At 46.1% G+C, this 17,773-nt stretch carries 16 protein-coding genes; 12 read left to right on the top strand and 4 right to left on the bottom strand.

All coding sequences use genetic code 11. From position 1 onward, the window contains the following. Window positions 1-180 precede the first annotated feature (180 nt). From alr to MHH60_RS17750, 7 genes are all read left to right on the top strand, one after another. Window positions 181-1,362, top strand: coding sequence for an alanine racemase (gene alr / locus MHH60_RS17780; RefSeq protein ID WP_076137663.1), 1,182 nt, complete (start codon window positions 181-183; stop codon window positions 1,360-1,362). Between the two features lie 215 nt (window positions 1,363-1,577). Next, window positions 1,578-1,859: a CopG family ribbon-helix-helix protein gene (locus MHH60_RS17775; RefSeq protein ID WP_025698676.1), complete on the top strand. Its 282-nt coding sequence runs from the start codon at window positions 1,578-1,580 to the stop codon at window positions 1,857-1,859. Window positions 1,860-1,862: 3 nt separating this feature from the next. Then, window positions 1,863-2,213 carry a type II toxin-antitoxin system PemK/MazF family toxin gene (locus tag MHH60_RS17770; protein ID WP_036686777.1) on the top strand — a complete coding sequence of 117 codons (351 nt, stop codon included), beginning with the start codon at window positions 1,863-1,865 and terminating at the stop codon, window positions 2,211-2,213. Between the two features lie 208 nt (window positions 2,214-2,421). Further along, on the top strand, window positions 2,422-2,979 hold the full coding sequence (locus MHH60_RS17765; RefSeq protein ID WP_172628782.1) for a TetR/AcrR family transcriptional regulator: 558 nt from the start codon (window positions 2,422-2,424) through the stop codon (window positions 2,977-2,979). A 171-nt stretch (window positions 2,980-3,150) separates the two neighbouring features. Beyond that, window positions 3,151-4,350 (top strand): MFS transporter, encoded by a 1,200-nt coding sequence (locus MHH60_RS17760; RefSeq protein ID WP_076137661.1) that lies wholly within the window; start codon window positions 3,151-3,153, stop codon window positions 4,348-4,350. A gap of 173 nt (window positions 4,351-4,523) precedes the next feature. Continuing rightward, on the top strand, window positions 4,524-6,752 hold the full coding sequence (locus MHH60_RS17755; RefSeq protein WP_076137660.1) for a Tex family protein: 2,229 nt from the start codon (window positions 4,524-4,526) through the stop codon (window positions 6,750-6,752). Window positions 6,753-6,936: 184 nt separating this feature from the next. After that, entirely contained in the window at window positions 6,937-7,275 is a 339-nt protein-coding gene (locus tag MHH60_RS17750) for a hypothetical protein (RefSeq protein ID WP_076100048.1), read from the top strand. Window positions 7,276-7,319: 44 nt separating this feature from the next. Here MHH60_RS17750 and MHH60_RS17745 read toward each other — a convergent pair whose 3' ends face one another. Continuing rightward, complete coding sequence (locus tag MHH60_RS17745; protein WP_076137658.1) at window positions 7,320-8,375, bottom strand: GIY-YIG nuclease family protein; 1,056 nt, start codon at window positions 8,373-8,375, stop codon at window positions 7,320-7,322. A 170-nt stretch (window positions 8,376-8,545) separates the two neighbouring features. Here MHH60_RS17745 and MHH60_RS17740 point away from each other — a divergent pair, with 170 nt between their 5' ends. Beyond that, window positions 8,546-9,325 carry a hypothetical protein gene (locus tag MHH60_RS17740; RefSeq protein ID WP_076137656.1) on the top strand — a complete coding sequence of 260 codons (780 nt, stop codon included), beginning with the start codon at window positions 8,546-8,548 and terminating at the stop codon, window positions 9,323-9,325. Between the two features lie 1,494 nt (window positions 9,326-10,819). Here MHH60_RS17740 and MHH60_RS17735 read toward each other — a convergent pair. Together MHH60_RS17735 and MHH60_RS17730 are read right to left on the bottom strand one after the other, a co-directional pair. Beyond that, entirely contained in the window at window positions 10,820-11,794 is a 975-nt protein-coding gene (locus MHH60_RS17735; RefSeq protein ID WP_076137654.1) for an S-layer homology domain-containing protein, read from the bottom strand. 85 nt (window positions 11,795-11,879) lie between these two features. Continuing rightward, window positions 11,880-12,671, bottom strand: a complete 792-nt coding sequence (locus tag MHH60_RS17730; protein ID WP_076137652.1) for an SDR family oxidoreductase — start codon at window positions 12,669-12,671, stop codon at window positions 11,880-11,882. A gap of 186 nt (window positions 12,672-12,857) precedes the next feature. On the opposite strand from MHH60_RS17730, the gene MHH60_RS17725 reads away from it, so the two are divergent. From MHH60_RS17725 to MHH60_RS17715, 3 genes are all read left to right on the top strand, one after another. Further along, complete coding sequence (locus MHH60_RS17725) at window positions 12,858-14,837, top strand: GTP-binding protein (RefSeq protein WP_076137651.1); 1,980 nt, start codon at window positions 12,858-12,860, stop codon at window positions 14,835-14,837. A gap of 52 nt (window positions 14,838-14,889) precedes the next feature. Continuing rightward, window positions 14,890-15,378, top strand: coding sequence for a DUF6933 domain-containing protein (locus MHH60_RS17720; RefSeq protein ID WP_076137649.1), 489 nt, complete (start codon window positions 14,890-14,892; stop codon window positions 15,376-15,378). A 62-nt stretch (window positions 15,379-15,440) separates the two neighbouring features. After that, on the top strand, window positions 15,441-15,968 hold the full coding sequence (locus MHH60_RS17715; RefSeq protein WP_076137647.1) for a GNAT family N-acetyltransferase: 528 nt from the start codon (window positions 15,441-15,443) through the stop codon (window positions 15,966-15,968). A gap of 310 nt (window positions 15,969-16,278) precedes the next feature. Here the strand turns inward: MHH60_RS17715 and MHH60_RS17710 are convergent, their stop codons facing one another. After that, the gene (locus tag MHH60_RS17710; RefSeq protein ID WP_076137645.1) at window positions 16,279-16,842 is read right to left on the bottom strand and encodes a CGNR zinc finger domain-containing protein; all 564 of its coding nucleotides are present in this window, start codon (window positions 16,840-16,842) and stop codon (window positions 16,279-16,281) included. Window positions 16,843-17,062: 220 nt separating this feature from the next. Here MHH60_RS17710 and MHH60_RS17705 point away from each other — a divergent pair, with 220 nt between their 5' ends. After that, complete coding sequence (locus MHH60_RS17705; protein ID WP_036686798.1) at window positions 17,063-17,557, top strand: DinB family protein; 495 nt, start codon at window positions 17,063-17,065, stop codon at window positions 17,555-17,557. The last annotated feature ends 216 nt before the right edge of the window (window positions 17,558-17,773 follow it).

The following is a 17,773-nucleotide window of genomic DNA, read 5'->3' as shown; positions in this document are numbered from 1 at the left end:
AGGCGGATACTGCGTTTTGTGGGATTCTTTCCTCTACAACGTAGTATCCGCTTTTCTTTATTTGCCGGGGCTCCAGCACACATTGACAGCCACCTTCTGTAGCATTACCATTGGTACTAAGACAATGATTAATGCAATGCAGCAATGACGTTTTACTACAACGTAAGAAGGTGACTTGAAGTGCAAGCAAGCTATCGACCGACAGTAGCCGAAATTAATCTGGATGATTTGCGTGCCAATTACGAAGCCTTTCGCCGCTACTTGCCGGCAGAGACAAAGTTTATGGGATGCGTCAAAGGAAATGCGTACGGCCATGGAGCAGTGGAAGTGACACGGGAGCTGGAAAGACTCGGAGCAGATTATGTTAGTGTGGCTTTTTTGGATGAAGCATTGGAGCTGCGTCAGGCGGGAATACTGATTCCTATACTGGTGCTTGGCTACACTTCCCCAGAAGGAATAGCCGTTGCCTGGGAGAACCATGTAACTGTAACACTGTTCACACCGGAGGTACTGGAGGCTATAAGACAGCTTCCTATAGATCCGGAACATCGGCTGAAGGTGCATATCAAGATTGATAGCGGGATGGGACGACTGGGTCTTTTACCAGCTGACGCACCTGCATTTATCTCTGAAGTGCAGTCTGTTGCGCAGGCGGAGCTGGAGGGTATGTTTACCCATTTTGCCAAGGCAGACGAACAAGACAAAAGCTATACACTGGAACAGCATCGACGGTTCATGAGCGTGGCGGAAACGCTGCGGGAGCAGAACATTCAGATCCCGATCATACATACGGGCAATAGCGCTACGGCCATTGATTCACCTTATTTATCCAGCAACATGGTGCGTGTAGGCATCAGCTTGTACGGATTTTATCCCTCCACAGAGGTGAACCGTCAACTGGTAGAACTACGTCCGGTATTGACGCTGAAGACGCAGGTTGTATATGTCAAAAGCCTGCCTGCCGATTGGGGCGTCAGTTACGGCACTAGGTACATCACAGAGAGCGAGGAGATTATTGCAACGCTACCTGTGGGGTACGCAGATGGATATTCCCGCATGCTAACTGGCAAAGCGGAGGTGCTAATACGTGGACGCCGCGTTCCTGTCGTCGGAACAATCTGCATGGATCAGTGTATGGTATCACTCAAATCTTTCGCTGTAGAAGCGGAACAAATTAAAGCAGGCGAAGAAGTTGTTCTCATCGGCCGTCAAGCTGACGTGATGATCACGGCAGACGAGTTGGCTCTCCAGCTTGGAACAATTCACTACGAGGTTATCTGCATGTTGGCTCATCGGGTGCCCCGCGTTTATATAAGTGAAGGCACACTTCCTAAATTAGTAAATGCTCTGCTCACAAACTGAAAGTTCTTGACAGTGATGTTATACAAGGGAGAAAATAGAAGGAATTGTATCGTATTAGGAGATGTGACTAAAAGCCTATACGAACCACCATTTCTAGTTTATAATGGGATGCAGCATACTTGATATACTGGCGGCATATATTCCTTGTATAAAATTCCTTGTATATTGTAACACTGGAACACAAGGGCAGAAGGTTTGTGGGGGTGGAAGAGAAGGTGGCTAATTTGCAGAACACCAAAAGAATCATGATCAGCTTGCCCGATCATCTCTTGCAGGAAGTGGACGGAATTGTTCAATTGGAGAATTCCAACCGGAGTGAATTGATTAGGCAGGCCATGAAGCTGTACTTGAGCGAACGGAGGAAACGTTCCATCCGGGAGTCCATGCAGCGCGGCTACATGGAAATGGCTAAGATCAACTTGACCATGGCATGCGAGGCTTTCCTCGCGGAGGAAGATGCAGACAGCACTCTTGGCCGCTTAGTAAGCGGGGTGTAGACATTGATCGTTAAACGTGGCGATGTTTTTTTTGCTGATCTTTCGCCGGTTGTAGGTTCTGAACAAGGCGGAGTAAGGCCAGTTCTGGTCATCCAGAACGATATTGGCAATCGCTTTAGCCCGACGGTAATTGTGGCTGCAATCACAGCCCAAATCCAGAAGGCTAAGTTACCTACACATGTGGAAATTGACGCAGCTGCTCATGGCTTTGACAGAGATTCTGTTATTTTGCTGGAACAGGTTAGGACGATTGACAAACAACGCTTAACTGACAAGATCACCCACCTTGATGATGAAACGATGAAAAAGGTGGATGAATCGCTGCAAATCAGCCTTGGTCTGATTGATTTTTAATCACCCTAGGTTATAGATAACTCATGAGATTGGCGCTCGGGTACGAATCCGGGCGTCTTTTTAATGTGCGTTTTTGCGTATAGTAAATAAAGAATCGTTAGGTCTTCACTTTTTGAAAATGATCTGATATTATTAGACCGTACGGTCGGTTTAGGAGGTGCTTAGAATCAAAGGACGCTCAGACGGAGAAGAAACTAAAAAAAGAATTGTGCGCAAGGCCACGCAGCTGTTTGTACAGAAGGGTTATGCTGCCGTAACTATGAATGAAGTTTGTGTAGCCTCGAATGTCAGTAAAGGCAGTCTGTATCACCATTTTCCGAGCAAGGATGAGCTTTTTCTATTTGTAGTGGAAGTGGATACGTTAGAATGGCTGCAAGCGTGGGATGATAAGAAACAGGAAATTGTAGGGATCGAAGAACGATTTTATGCGTTAGCCGAACACTACGCAAATGATTTTCAGAATCCATTGATTCATGCGCTCGAGGAATTCTCCAGAAGCAGATGCCACCCGGAAGAGATTAGCAAGCGGCTTTCACTTCTTTATGAAGCAGCCTCACATGCTTGTCGTGATCTTTTGAAGGAAGGTATTGAAACGGGATATTTGGTAAAAGGCGACTTAGAGAACTATGTAATCATCGTGAGTGGCATGCTTGAAGGGATTGGAAGAGTTTCTGAATTCTCGATTCATGAGAAGACCCAGGAGGATATAAAAAAATATTACCGGGAAGCAGTAAATTTATTATTACAAGGGATCCGTACGGGGTAAGATAACGAGGGGCATGAAAAGAAGCTTTACATTCAGGATCATGAAGGCTGAAGCTTCTCAAAGGCACCGGGATAGAAGGGTTATTTTTTTACTATTATTTAGACCGGATGGTCGGTCTTAACATGCATAATATTCGAAGTTTTGGCTTTAAACACACGGAGGGTTAATACAATGTCATTGTTACTTAGAAACAGAGGCGCTATGCTGCTTGTTATGCTTAATATTTTTCTGGCTTTCACTGGAATTGGGCTAGTAGTCCCAATAATGCCAACCTACATGAATGAGCTTGGGATCAGCGGAAGTACTGTCGGGCTCTTGGTCGCCTCCTTCTCGCTTGCCCAACTATTAATATCGCCATTTGCCGGCAGATTATCCGACAGAATCGGTAGAAAAAAGGTGATTGTCGCAGGTTTGATCGTGTTTGCGATATCGGAGCTGATTTTTGGTCTGGCCAATGTACCCTGGCTCTTGTTCGTTTCGAGATTGCTTGGTGGTGCAGGAGCTGCTCTAATTATGCCGGCAGTTATGGCTTATGTAGCGGACACGACTTCTTTTGAAGAGAGAGCTAAAGGAATGGGGCTAATTAATGCAGCCATTACCACCGGCTTTATTATTGGTCCTGGGATTGGCGGTTATCTGGCTGAGCTTGGAATGAGGGTACCTTTTTTCTGCGCGGCTGGTGCAGCTGGAGTTGCAGCTCTAATTACAGTTTTAATCTTGCCTGAGTCTCTGTCTGAAGAGAAACGTAAGGAAGCGAAGTTATCAAAAAACAATCAGGAAAGCTTCTTGACGCAGCTAATGCGTTCTTATCGCGAGCCGTACTTTTTCGGCTTAATTATTGTATTTGTCATGGCTTTTGGGCTGGCTAATTATGAAACGGTGTTCGGATTGTTCGTGGATCATAAATTTGGCTTTACGCCTAAGGATATCGCTTTTGTAATTACCTTTGGTTCTATTGCAGGTGCGGTGGTGCAGGTGTCCGCGTTTGGCTGGATCTTGAATAAATTCGGGGAGAACAAGGTGATCTCCACTTGTCTTATAGTCTCATCATTGTTTATTCTTCTGACCTTGTTTGTAAGCGGCTTTTGGGCCATTATTACGGTTACCTTTATTGTGTTCTTTGCAATGGATATTCTGCGTCCAGCAGTAGGTACACAGCTTTCCAAAATGGCCGGAGAATCGCAGCAAGGTTTCGTAGCGGGAATGAACTCAGCTTATACAAGTCTCGGAAATATTGCTGGGCCTATCGTCGCAGGGTATTTGTTTGATCTTAGTATTAACTTCCCATATGGGGCAGCCGCGCTCGTTCTGGCTTTGTGTTTTGTATTGTCACTGAGTTCCGGCAAACGCGGAATGGGACAGCGGGCGTAATCGCTAAATCCGGGCTCTGACCCGTCTACCATGCCTCGATATATGGGCACAGCGGTTCAGTACAACGCGCGCTATTCGGGCTGGTCTTTGGTGCAGAGCCGAATCTGTGATACTATTTTAATTATGAGATCAAGATATGTATAAGCAGATTGTGTACGGGAAGAGGGATACTAATGGCGGTAGATAACAGCAATACGGAAGTCATTACGGATGAGGCAAACGCACAGCGGGAGCAGGAATTGATAACCGTAGCGATTGCCAAGGAATTGAACATTAGTCTGAAACAGGTACGCACTACGGTAGGACTGCTGGATGAGGGAAATACTATTCCGTTCATCGCCAGATATCGGAAGGAAATGACGGGTGAGCTGGACGAGAATGCGCTTCGTGATATTGAAGAACGGCTTGGTTATCTTCGCAATCTAGGGGAACGTAAAAAAGACGTTATACGCAATATTGAAGAGCAGGGCAAGCTGACCAAGGAGCTTCATGAGCAAATTATCAATGCGGTCAAGCTTCAGGAAGTAGAGGACTTGTATCGTCCCTTCAAGCAAAAGCGTAAGACACGGGCTAGTGTTGCGAAGGAAAAAGGACTAGAGCCGCTTGCTAACTGGATCTTGGAGCAGCAAAGACAAGGGGACCCGCAGACTGAAGCATCGAAATATATTGATGTGGAAAAGGGAGTAGAGAGCGCAGACCAAGCACTGCAAGGCGCACTGGACATCATTGCCGAGAACATAGCAGATGATCCTGCGATCCGCTCTTGGGTTCGCCAGTATACAGCAAGTCAAGGTATTCTTGTGTCTGAAGCAAAGGATGCAGAACAAGAATCCGTATACGAAAATTATTATAGTTACCGTGAACCTGTACACAAAATGCCACCTCACCGCATCCTAGCAATTAACCGTGGTGAGCGTGAAAATATATTGAAGGTAGGCATTGAGGTCGTCACTGATAAAATTCATGCCTATATTGCACGGAAAATCATTAAAGGGCCATCCCCGGTGAAGGAACTGCTGGAAGCAGTGACTGAGGATGCCTACAAACGTTTGATTGCTCCTTCTGTAGAACGCGAAGTTCGGGGAGAGATGACCGAACGAGGGGAGAACCAAGCGATTTCGATCTTCTCTGGCAATCTACGTAGCCTGCTGCTGCAACCGCCAGTCAAGGGGCGTTGTGTACTGGGTGTTGACCCTGCATACCGCACTGGCTGTAAGCTGGCTGTTGTAGACGATACTGGTAAGCTGCTAGAAGTAGCCGTGACCTATCCGACGCCGCCGAACAACAAAAAGCTCGAAGCTGCTACTAAGTTCAAAGAGTTGATTGCTAAGTACGGCATTCAGCTCATCGTAATCGGCAATGGTACAGGCTCGCGTGAAACGGAGCAGTTTACTGCAGAAGTGATTGCCGAGATTGGCAATCCAGAGCTGGCGTACCTGATCGTTAATGAAGCGGGAGCGAGTGTCTATTCGGCTTCCAAGCTGGCGCAGGAGGAATTCCCGGATCTGGATGTAGCGGAGCGCAGCGCGGCTTCAATTGCCCGCCGTGTGCAAGACCCGCTGGCGGAGCTGGTGAAAATCGATCCGAAAGCTATTGGTGTGGGACAGTATCAGCATGACGTCTCTCAAAAGCATCTGGAGGAGAGTCTGAAAGCTGTCGTGGAATCGGCGGTAAACCATGTTGGTGTTGATGTGAATACAGCATCTCCTGCCTTGCTTTCTTATGTAGCAGGGGTTAATGGAACAATTGCTAAGAATATCGTTAAATTCCGGGAAGAGAACGGCAAGTTCACGACCCGGAAGCAGCTGCAAAAGGTACCTCGTCTAGGTGCCAAGTCCTATGAGCAATGTATCGGCTTCCTGCGGATTCCGGGTGGAGACAACACCTTGGACCGCACGCCTATTCACCCCGAGTCCTATCCGGTAGTGGATCGTTTGTTCCGTGAGCTAAGCCTCGATGTGAATAAGCTTGGCAGCAAAGAAGTAGCCTCACAGCTTGAGGTGCAAAATGCCGAGGAGCTGGCTGTGAAGCTGGATGTCGGCGTACCTACGCTGCGTGACATCCTGGAGAGCTTGCAGCGTCCGGGCCGCGATCCGCGCGAGGAGCTGCCGTTGCCGATCTTCCGTACCGATGTGCTGAAGATCGAGGACCTGGTTCCTGGCATGGAAATGCAGGGAACGGTCCGCAACGTTATAGATTTCGGCGCGTTTGTCGATATCGGCATCAAAAACGATGGGCTGGTGCATATTTCCCAGCTCAGCGGCAGCTTTGTGAAGCACCCGATGGACGTCGTCTCCGTAGGAGACAATGTCACCGTCTGGGTGATGGGTGTTGACCTGAAGAAGGGCCGGGTCAGCTTGACGATGCGTCCGCCGCGTGTTGAGGCGGGAAGTGTAAAGTAGACAGATCGCTGTGATCCTCTAAGAATGACAACAAGAAGCCAGTCTCTATTATTGGGGACTGGCTTCTTGTTGATTATTTTCAGCTGGAACCTTTTTTGTCATTAAAGGAGTGAAGGACGTGCACTCTTTGGGTAAGTTTAGAGTAACAGTTGAACTAATGGCTTATTTCTAGGAGGAGACAGACGTGGGAAATCCATTGAAAGAATTAAAAAATAGTATGAATGGCCTGAAGCAATCCCTTGACGGAGTTAAGCAATCAGTAGAGGGATTGAAAAAACCTATAGATGAGATGAAGGGAAACATTCAGATCACGTTGGAGCAGGCGAAGGACAGATCTGAGGGATTCAAATCGGGGATCAATCGTATGAAGGAAAGTGTGGAGGAAACTAAGCTGGTTGTTAATGAGGCAAAGGAAACGGTAATGGAGGCGGGCGAGGTGTTATACACTCAGAAACGCTATAAAAAATTGTTGAAGCGAAACCGAAAAATGCAGCCTGCAAAGGCAGGCCGCCGTTTACTATAATCGTAGGAAGTCCAAACATTCACCGCAGTTACAACCCGTACCTTTTAATTATAGGAATGAGAGGGAAGCGCATTTAAAAAAATCTGCAACAGCTCATTTACCGAAGTCTCCATATTGGAACGTTGCTCAGCTGCAAGCCAATCCTCTTGAATGATGATGTAGCTGCAGGAACTGCTTTTTAAATAGCTGTATATTATTTGTGCTTCGTCAATTTCATGGCGTCCAATCGCTGCCGAGTTCTGATTGGGTTCACTGTGAAAAGTGGTCATAATCGCTGATTTTATTGCCGCTTGCAGGTGGGTGATATCCGGTTGATCATATTGTAGCTTGGTATGGGACAGGATACGGTTGCCCTTGAGCAGAATGAGTTTAAGCGTCTGTTCATTCATGGCCTCAAGAACTGCGATATTCTGATTCTCTTGAGCAAATTCGATAACCTTTTCTTTGTGAATCAGGAAGCTGACAGCTCCAATATAATCCCTGTATTTGGCGGCGGTTTCGAAGTCATAGTGCTCCGCGGCCACTGCCATGCGTTGCTCCATTTCCTCGAGGATACTGGAATCTGAGCCGTTTAGTAAGCCAATGACCCGATCAATAATTTTATTATATTGAACAGCGGCATCTCCGCCTGCACACATCCCTATGCATAATCCAAGCGAATGGTTTAGGCATAGGGAATTTTTAAAGCCAGGGTTGCTGCAAAGGATTTTTGAGCTTTCTTTAATGCCTTGCACTGCCCGTTCCACCGTGCTTCTGCTTGTATAGGGACCCAAAACCTGAGTGCCTTCTTTGACCGCAGGATCATAGGTAACCGCTAACGAACGTATTTTTTCATCCGCTCCTATTACGATATAGGTATAAGCCTGCGGGTTTTTCATTTTTTTATTGTACATGGGTTTGATCTCTTTAATTAATTTGCATTCCAGCATAAAGGCTTCAAATTCGGTATCCGTAAGGATGATTTCCAGATCTTTAATATTTCTTACAAGCTGCTTAACCTTTGGGGAATGAGATTTTGAGTTTTGAAAATAGGATTGGACTCTCCGTTTTAACTGTTTTGCCTTGCCGACATATATAATATGACCGAGATTATCCTTCATGAGATAAACGCCGGGAGTTAGGGGAAGGCTTTTAAGTTTTTCTGTTAAATGAATAGTAACCCCGCCCTCTCATAAGAGTTGTATGATTGATAGTTTTAGTATAAGCTTGCAACCTTCATTTGTTCAAATCAGTCTAAAGAAGTGAAGGATCGAAGCTAAGGAGGGATCTTATGTACTTCGCAAAAAACATCGGTAGGCTGGCGCTGATAGCAGCAATGTTATGGCTTACAGCATGTAGCGGAACGCCAGAAGCAGGGACGGAGCCAAAGCAGACGCCAGAGCAGACACCAGTGCAGACACCAGAGCAGACACCAGTGCAGACGCCAGAGCAGTCACAAGAGCAGACACCAGTGCAGACATCAACTGCGTCAGCGGCTACTACGGAATCACCACAGGAGACTGTGACATCAAGTATGGGGCAGCCGCAGGATCTAGAGGGATTGCCGCCATTAGTTGAGGAAGCGGCGTCTACGGTAATGAACTCCATTAGGAATAAGGATATGCAGCAATTAGCGGCATGGGTACATCAGGAGAAAGGGCTACGTTTCTCTCCATATGCATACGTGGATACAAAAAATGACCTTGTTTTCACCCGGGAGGAAGTAGAAGGGTTAATGAAAGATTCCACCAAAAGAGTCTGGCGAACATTTGCTGGCTCCGGTGATTTAATTGAGCTGACATTCGCAGATTACTACAAGCGGTTTGTCTACGATGCGGATTTCATTCAGAAGGCCGAAATTACTGTGAACAAGGGGCTTGGGCAAGGGACGACGATCAATAACTTAAACGAAGTGTATCCTAAGGAGCAATATGATTTCGTTGAATATCATATTGCTGGCATCGATCCTTCTGTCGAGGGAATGGATTGGCGCAGCCTGCGCCTAGTCTTCGAAAAGATCGGAGAAGACCATGCATTAGTCGGCATTATTCATGATCAATGGACGCCTTAGCTTACGGACTCAGACGGCGCTATTATGGACGTTGTTTACTTGATTCAACGAATTATTCACATCCGTTGATATATGCTGAACCTTACGGACCTAGATGACGCTATTCGCGTGTTTTTAGCGATTGGAGCACAGTTTCGGACTCCAGTGCAGCTATTCATTACAAAAAGGCACATTTATGGTGCTTTTTGTGCCGATAGCGACGATGGAGTCCTTTAGTAGTCCAAATGTGCGATTATGCGGCGAATAAGGTCATCTGGGTCCGGTAGCTACTGCATACCCAACTGCTGTATACCCAACTGCTGTATACCCATCTGTTACACACCTAGTTGATGCATACCTAACTGATGCACACTACCTGCTGTGTACCTACCTGCTGTGTACCTACCTGCTGTGTACCTACCTGCTGTGTACCTACCTGCTGCACATACCTGCTGCACACTACCTGCTGCACACCTCTCTCCTACACACCCATCTGCTGCATTCGCATACCGCAAACATTGGAGCATCGCTGATCTGTATTTTTTTTGGCTACCTGCTTCAGCGGATTTTCATATCCGTTGTTACACGCTGAGCCTTACGGACCTAGATGACGCTATTCGCGTGTTTTTAGCGATTGGAGCACAGTTTCGGACTCCAGTGCAGCTATTCATTAGAAAAAGGCATATCTATGGTGCTTTTTGTGCCGATAGCGACGATGGAGTCCTTTAGTAGTCCAAATGTGCGATTTTGCGGCGAATAAGGTCATCTGGGTCCGATAGCAGCTGCGTCTCTGCAAATATGATCTAACCTCTCGAAGTTTGATGTTCATCCCCGTCAAGTAGCCTCATGTACACAAATATGATCTAACCTCTCGAAGTTTGATGTTCATCCCCGTCAAGTAGCCTCATATACACAAATATGATCTAATCGCTCGAAATTTGAGTCCATCCCGTCAAGTAGCCTCATGCACACAAAGATGATCTATTCGCTCGTAGTTTGATAATCATCATCGCCAAGTAATCAGCATTTCTAAGCCTGAGTTAGCTTGCGGACCCAGCGACGTTATTTGCAAATTTATTGCGATTGGAGCACAGTTACGGACTCCAGTGCAGCTATTCGTTAGAAATAGGACCATATTGGATATTTTTTAGACAATAGCAACTATGGAGTCCGATAGCCGCTGCATCCGTTACCTTATCATTCGGAGTTTGGAATTGGGATAAAGGGAGAAGGAACAACAAACAAGGGATGCTTCAGCAACCATTATGATGGCTTTTGAGGCATCCCTTATTTACTTATAAAAATGAACTTAGAAAGCTAAGGAAAGGAAGAGAGGCGAAGGGAACTTTGGAACTGGAAGAGCGACAGCAACCGCCCTAAGCTTTCCACAGGAAAGCCATCTTCGTAAGCATAAGCTTCTCGTATCTCAGCCGTCGTAAACGGCAGCTGGAAGTCCAAATGTTCACCGCAGCTACGACTGACCCTTAACTCTAGAACCCTCAAGCTCAATTTATATTATTGTGCCGCGCTAGAAGAAGAATAAGAAGCGGAGCCAGTTACAGGTTGAGCGACAGCTTTGTATCCATCTGGCAGATAAGTGGCAACAGATGCTTTTGTGATCACCTGCGCGTACATTTTCCCTGGTTCAGGAGCAGTCACGTTAAAGTAAATCACAGCCGTATTATCTTTACCAAATTCGATTCGCTCAATCACCAGCCCATACCCGGGGTTAGGTAGATTATTAACGGTAAGGGTGGCTTTATTTACGCCTTCACCCGCTTTGGTCAACGTAACCTCAGTTTCGTAGGTTGGAGTAGTGGGACTGCCATTAGATACAATTACACGTTTAGCAAAAGCGGCTGCATCATAGATCAGAGCGGCTGCTTCAGATCGGGTAATAGCATCATTTGGCCGGAAATTACCGTTCTTATCGAGTGTGGCAATATGTGTATTCAGTAGGATCTGGAGACTATTTATAACCTCCGTAGAGAGTTTATCGCCATCCTTAATGTCTACATACATCAGCGTAACAGGGAAGTTACCTTTACTTTGCAGCGCTTGCGTCAATAAGTGCGCGAACTGAGCACGGGTGATAGTTCCGTTAGGATCCACTGTCGGGTCGAGTGAAAGACCATTTTGCTTGGCAGTCAGGAAAGCTGAAGCATACCAGGATTTGTCGTTCACTTTATCAAAATAATCACTGGCTTTGGAAGAATTACTACCTGCCGCTGGTTGCGGAGTCAGATTCAGACCCCCAACGATGAATTGTATCCCTTGCGCAAAGCTTACCTTAGATTTAGGGGCAAACTTATCTTTGTCTACTCCGTTTATAATCCCCTCTTTATGCAAAGAGTTGATTTTTGCTTCCGCAGGATCACCTTTCAAATCTGAAAAAGCAAAAGCGGATGCCCCAAAAGACACACTCGCTGCCAAAATGCCGCAGGCTATAGTCATTTTTTTAGCGTTATTTATGAATAATGGTTTTTTCATTTGCGTCACCTCCATACTCTTAGATGGTAGATTAGACCAAAATGTTGCATAGAATTTAAAATATTATAACGATTCAAGTAAAATATTATCCACGCAGGAGCGATTCGGCACCATCTACATAAATTTCAGTTCCCGTCACATGAAAGGATTCATCCGATGCCAGAAATAATACCAGATTGGCAACCTGCTCAGGCTTACCCGGTGCATTTTCCAGCGGATGATTACCTTCCGGAAATTCCACAGGAATCTTCACTTCTTGAAGTTCATCGCTTTTATACGTATTATCTCCAATTTGTGTATCGATTGATCCAGGACAGATGGCATTTACTCGGATGCCGTATTGCGCCAGCTCTAGTGCCGCCATTTTCATAAAAGCAACTTGTCCAGCCTTGGAAGATGAGTAAGCGGAGGCGCCAATGTTCGAGAATACTCGGTTGCCGTTAATGGAGCTGGTGATAATGATGCTGCCGCCATTTTCTTTCATAAGGGGGATGGCATATTTTACTGTGGCAAAAGTGCTGCGTAGGTTGGTATCCAGTGTCTGGTCCCAATCTTCTATTTCTAGTGTTTCGATGGGAGACCATGTACCATTAATGCCAGCATTGGCAAAAACAATATCAATCTTCCCGGCCGCCTTCCCAACCTTACGAATACTTTCTTCGACCAGACCTGGATTGGAGACATCGCATTCAATTACTGTTGCTGTACCGCCAATAGATTCAATCTCACGTTTAGTTTCGTAGGAATCCTCGGGAGTGCGGTCAAGCATATATACCTTAGCTCCGTGTTGGGCAAACCGAATCGCTGTAGCTTTTCCAATACCGGAACCAGCACCTGTAACCACTGCAACTTTATCCTGCAAACGTTTATCTGTCATGATGAATTTCCTCCTCGGCATTAGATTTCTTAATTAGTAATTACATACCCGGCATAGCTGAATCTAACCATTTGAACTGTAGGGTGGAACAACGTGGATGGATATATTACTATGGAACATAAGAGTGTAAAAAATATAAATTCAGATAAATTTAGATAAATCTAGCTCATGATAGGGGAACTATAGATGATTCAGCAGCAGGGAGCAGAACGGATTAATGTGGGGATATTTGCCCATGTGGACGCCGGGAAGACGACAACAACGGAGCATATTTTGTATGAAAGCGGTCGCATTCGAGCGCTTGGCAGCGTAGACACAGGGACGGCATTGACAGATTCTATGGATGTGGAGCGGCAGCGGGGGATCTCCGTACGGGCGGCATTGGCTTCTTTTGCTTGGAAAGGTGTGCAGATTAATCTGGTCGATACCCCGGGGCACGTCGATTTTCTGTCCGAAGTTGAGCGGTCTTTGCGGGTGATGGATTGTGCGGTGCTTGTTCTTTCAGCCGTGGAGGGTGTGCAGGCCCAAAGCGAGATGATCTGGAACGCGCTGCGCAAGCTGGGAATCCCCACACTTATTTTTGTGAACAAAATGGATCGTGTAGGCGCTGACGCTGAAGCTGTGCTGGCAGAGGCGCGGAATTATTTGTCTAGTGATATCATTCCAGTTCAGCAACCCATCGGCAAAGCGAAGGAGTACATAGGAGCAAGAGATTTATGGGAGAACGAAGCTGATGCTAACGCGCGAACAGAATTATTAGAGGCTTTAGCTGAACGGGACGAAGAGCTGTTGGAGAAGTATATGTCAGGTAGTCCTATTGATTTGTCTAAATGGAAAAAATATATGAAAACAGCCGCCTCATCAGGTCGCCTTTTTCCAATGGTATATGGCGTCGCCGCCAAGGGGCTTGGGATTACTGCCTTGCTGGATGCGATGGTTGAGTATTTTCCGCGCGCTGGTGGGAATGTGGAGGGTCCGGTGTCAGGCATCGTGTACAATATTCAGCGTGATAAAAGTATGGGACGGATGGCGTTTGTCCGTCTTTATGAAGGGACAATTCGTAACCGCGATACGCTGTTGAATTATACGCAGGATATTCAGGGAAAAGTGACTCAGATCCGCAAGGTCGAAGGTGGTCGGACCGAGGATGTCGGAGCGCTTGAAGCGGGAGATATTGCTGTTATCTATGGTCTTTCCGGGGTGCGCATCGGAGATGTGCTCGGCCATCCGGGGGCCATTCCGGAGGAGGCGAAGCTGGCTGTACCGCTGCTAACGGTGCGTGTATTCTGGGAACCAGATATGGATGACCATAAGGTTATCGGAGCGCTGCAGGAGCTGGCGGATGAAGATCCGCTTTTGGATGCACAGTGGCTGCAGGATGAGCGGGAGCTACATATCAAAGTAATGGGACCGATTCAGCTGGAGATTCTGAACAGTGTTCTGGAGGAGCGATATGCGCTGAAGGTTACTTTCGGTCAGCCTTCTGTCATATATAAAGAAACGCCAGCCCGTGCCGGGGAAGGTTTTATCGCTTACACGATGCCGAAACCGTGCTGGGCGATTCTACGCTTTCAGATTGAGCCTGGACCTCCGGGCAGTGGTTTAGTCTATGATTCGATAGTGCGGAGTTCCGATCTGCTGCCGCAATACCAGAGCGAAACCGCACGCCGTGTACCGGAAGCTCTACAACAGGGCTTGTACGGCTGGGAGGTTACCGACCTTAAAGTGACCTTGATCGAGGGACAGCATCATGTATGGCATACCCATCCGCTGGATTTTGCTGTGGCAACTCCGATGGGAATTATGGACGGACTCGCTCGGGTAGGCACTAAGCTTTTGGAGCCGATTCTGCAGGTTCGAATCGTGGTCCCTGAGGAGAATGGTGGACGGGTGATGAACGACCTCGTGCAGATGCGTGGCACGTTCGAGCCTCCCATGCTGCAAGGCGAACGGATGATCATCGAAGGACGTCTGCCGCTGGCAACGTCGCTTGATTATCCCGTCAGCTTAAGCTCCTACACGAAGGGGCGCAGCACGTTTACTTCTTTTTTTGCCGGCTATGAAGAATGCCCGCCAGACGTATCTGCTGAGCGCACCCGCCGGGGCGTGAACCCACTTGATCAGGCGAAATATATATTAAGCGTGCGAAAGGCACTGCAAGGGTAAATTGAGGTAGAATGGCGCTGACGGGAAATAAAAAACTAGGGAGAGTGCCGGGATGTTAGTACTAAGATATACTCAGAAATTATTAAAAGATATGAAAGTAGCTCCAGTAGAAGTAGAAGACATCTCCTCATTTTTCAGTTGGCATGTGAATATTATGCAGCTCAGAAAAAAACATATTTTATTTGTACATGATGCAAGCCAGTTATGTATAGTATTGGATGGAATAAGAAGTGGTCAAGCTGATAAATTGGTTGAAAAGTTCAGAATAGAACTTAAGGAGTATTTATTGCAGGAGGGTTTTAAGAAGCAGCTCATAAATCAGTATTTATTAGAGGCCGGAGAAATCACTATATCCCGTACAAATAATAAAAGTGTACTTGGAACAATGAATGAAATAACACTATACAATTCGGTAGCTCAAAGTGATTTCAGCAGCTTGCTTGAGAGGAATAAGTGGTTGAACACTATTATATATAAACCTATTGATTATAAAAAGCCCATTAATGTCTTTAGAGAATCCTTAAATAGTTACTATTCATAAGCAAGTACTTGTCAATCTTGGACTAGCTGAAGCTTTTATCGGAAATCTGAGGGGGAAATAAATTGAGGATTAGAGAAGCAACAGCCGGTGATATAGACGGGATCGCTTTTGTCCACGCTGCGAGTTGGAAAACCACGTACAAAGGGCTAATTTCGGACGAGTTTCTCGATAAAATCACCATGGAAGCAAGAAGGAAGCTCTGGATTCGGAATTTTGAAAACCCCAATAAAGACGAGGTTATGTATGTGGCTGAAGATGGGGCTGGGACGATTATTGGTTTTGCAAATGGTGGAGCGCGAAGAGGGTCAGATCTCTCAGATCTCTATGATGCGGAGCTATATGCACTCTATTTGCTTAAGGAACAGCAAGGAAAGGGTCTTGGAAGGCAACTCATAAGAAGCGTAGCACAGAATTTATTGGAGGAAAATTATAGCTCGTTCATGACTTGGGTGGTAACAGGAAATCCCGCGATTCATTTCTATCACAAAGTGGGTGGGCAATCTGTTGCGACAAAAGAAGTGAAGATTGGGAATGAGGTCGTCGAAGAGATCATGATCGGATGGAGGGATATTGGGGTTGTTGGGGATTAAGAGCTAAGGGAAGCGACGTGCAGAAGCTTTTAACTGTATTTTGTACAACTATAATCCTGCAAATAACCCGCCAAAGGATATAACTGTATTTCGTACACCTATTTTTGTGATTTATTACTCTATGGGCACATTTTCTAGTTTTTAAGTGTACAGAATACAATTAAAGTCTTGATGATCCCATTGGGATATGGAATAAGTGTATGAAATGCAGTTATTTTACGAGTTCATAAAGCTATGCTGGCCTTGTTCCACTTGCCCATAATCTGCTGTAGCAAGCCACCGCAAACCGGAGTATCGTTGCTGCAACCGCCTATTCCCCCTCAAACTCAGCCTTCTTCCGCGCCCGAAAACGCCGCACCTTCATAAGATTGCCACAGGCTTTGTCATCGCAGTACCGCTTGGAGCGGTTGCGTGTATCATCGTAATAGACCCAGAGGCAATCGGAATTCTCGCAGATGCGGAATCTGTTGGGTTCTTTTTCAAGCAATGCCTCGGCAAAAGACGCCGCAATCTCCGCCATCACCTGCTCCCAACCGCTATGGAGTGGCAACAGCTTCATTTCCGCTTGCTCGTCGCTTTTCCATACAATTCGCCGTGTAACAGGACCCTTGTCCATATAGACATTGAGCTGTTCCAGCATTACTCCATACACCGCATTTCCTTGCACAATAGCCTGTACCCAGTTCCATAGTAGAGAGCGAAGCTCTTTAAGCTGCGCCATTTCTATCGTGTTCGGCATCTGTGTTTCTAAAAGAGAATACTCCTTCAGCCATTTAAAAACCCATTCTTCTTCATCGAGCCTGTCCCGGTCTTTATTCTTATCTCCTGTTCGCCAATCCCGCCAGTAGCTGTTAATGAAATCCTCCCACAACACGGTCTGTTCATCCTTTCCGATTCAACGCTCATTACAAATCATTGTAACAGTTAAAAATAAGTTTAGCTAGTTACTTGAATGCAATCTGGAAATATGCTACATTTCTTTTGTAACCACTATATTATGGTTTAAGTCGTTACATACTAGTTGGCTTTGAAGTAGTTCTTTTTGAAGCTACACCATGAAGTTTATGTTTACACAAATTTTTAGGAGGTTGAACATGCAAAATAAAATCAGTGAGGTCTTGCTCCAAAATTGGGATTATTGCATGGATATCGAGGATTGGGCTCCGCCGCTTAGCGATGCGCTGGAAGGTGTGGATAGCAAACAGGCTCTCTGGAAGCCAGAGGGTGGGGCGGCCAATTCTATCTGGGAAACGGTTAACCATCTAACTTATTATAAGGTGCGTTTGCTGCGAAAGCTAAAAGGGTTGCCCAAACAACCCGATGCTGAAAGCAACGATGATACCTTTACTGTAACAGCTGAAGGAGAAGAAGCATGGGCGAAAGCCGTTGCAGACCTGAAGGACGTGCATGCTGCTCTTAGAGAAATCATTGAAGCGCTGGAAGAAGGCGCGTATGATTGGGGCGGTTCGGGTCATGCGCCAGGGGAAGAGGTAATGAGCCTTATCCTACACGATTCTTACCATACTGGACAAATTATTATGCTGCGTAAATTGCAGGGTTCTTGGGTGTCCAACCGTAGTTTTAATTAGAACCTCCACATTTAAAAATACAAGCCGTACACTGCTATTCCGGTATACCCGGGTCAGCGGAGGTATGGCTTTTTTTGTGCAACTCTGGTAGGCACGAGTATATATTCTATATTGTTTTTTTTGGTTGATTTGGATAAATTAAAACGCGATATGGATATGGGCTCAGAAACTAATCACTGATATCATATAATCCAAAGGCTGAATTAACAAATAACT

The organism is Paenibacillus sp. FSL H7-0716, assembly GCF_038002705.1.
In the GTDB taxonomy this organism is placed as follows: domain Bacteria; phylum Bacillota; class Bacilli; order Paenibacillales; family Paenibacillaceae; genus Paenibacillus_AQ; species Paenibacillus_AQ odorifer.
Note: the sequence above shows the minus strand (reverse complement) of the source record. Positions and strands in the feature narration are given on the sequence as shown.

What these genes read in the sequence shown, in the direction of transcription:
- MHH60_RS17760 (WP_076137661.1), top strand. Translation starts at nt 3,151, where the DNA reads ATGTCATTGTTACTTAGAAACAGAGGCGCTATGCTGCTTGTTATGCTT.
- MHH60_RS17755 (WP_076137660.1), top strand. Translation starts at nt 4,524, where the DNA reads ATGGCGGTAGATAACAGCAATACGGAAGTCATTACGGATGAGGCAAAC.
- MHH60_RS17745 (WP_076137658.1), bottom strand. Translation starts at nt 8,375, where the DNA reads ATGAAGGATAATCTCGGTCATATTATATATGTCGGCAAGGCAAAACAG.
- MHH60_RS17740 (WP_076137656.1), top strand. Translation starts at nt 8,546, where the DNA reads ATGTACTTCGCAAAAAACATCGGTAGGCTGGCGCTGATAGCAGCAATG.
- MHH60_RS17735 (WP_076137654.1), bottom strand. Translation starts at nt 11,794, where the DNA reads ATGAAAAAACCATTATTCATAAATAACGCTAAAAAAATGACTATAGCC.
- MHH60_RS17730 (WP_076137652.1), bottom strand. Translation starts at nt 12,671, where the DNA reads ATGACAGATAAACGTTTGCAGGATAAAGTTGCAGTGGTTACAGGTGCT.
- MHH60_RS17725 (WP_076137651.1), top strand. Translation starts at nt 12,858, where the DNA reads ATGATTCAGCAGCAGGGAGCAGAACGGATTAATGTGGGGATATTTGCC.
- MHH60_RS17720 (WP_076137649.1), top strand. Translation starts at nt 14,890, where the DNA reads ATGTTAGTACTAAGATATACTCAGAAATTATTAAAAGATATGAAAGTA.
- MHH60_RS17705 (WP_036686798.1), top strand. Translation starts at nt 17,063, where the DNA reads ATGCAAAATAAAATCAGTGAGGTCTTGCTCCAAAATTGGGATTATTGC.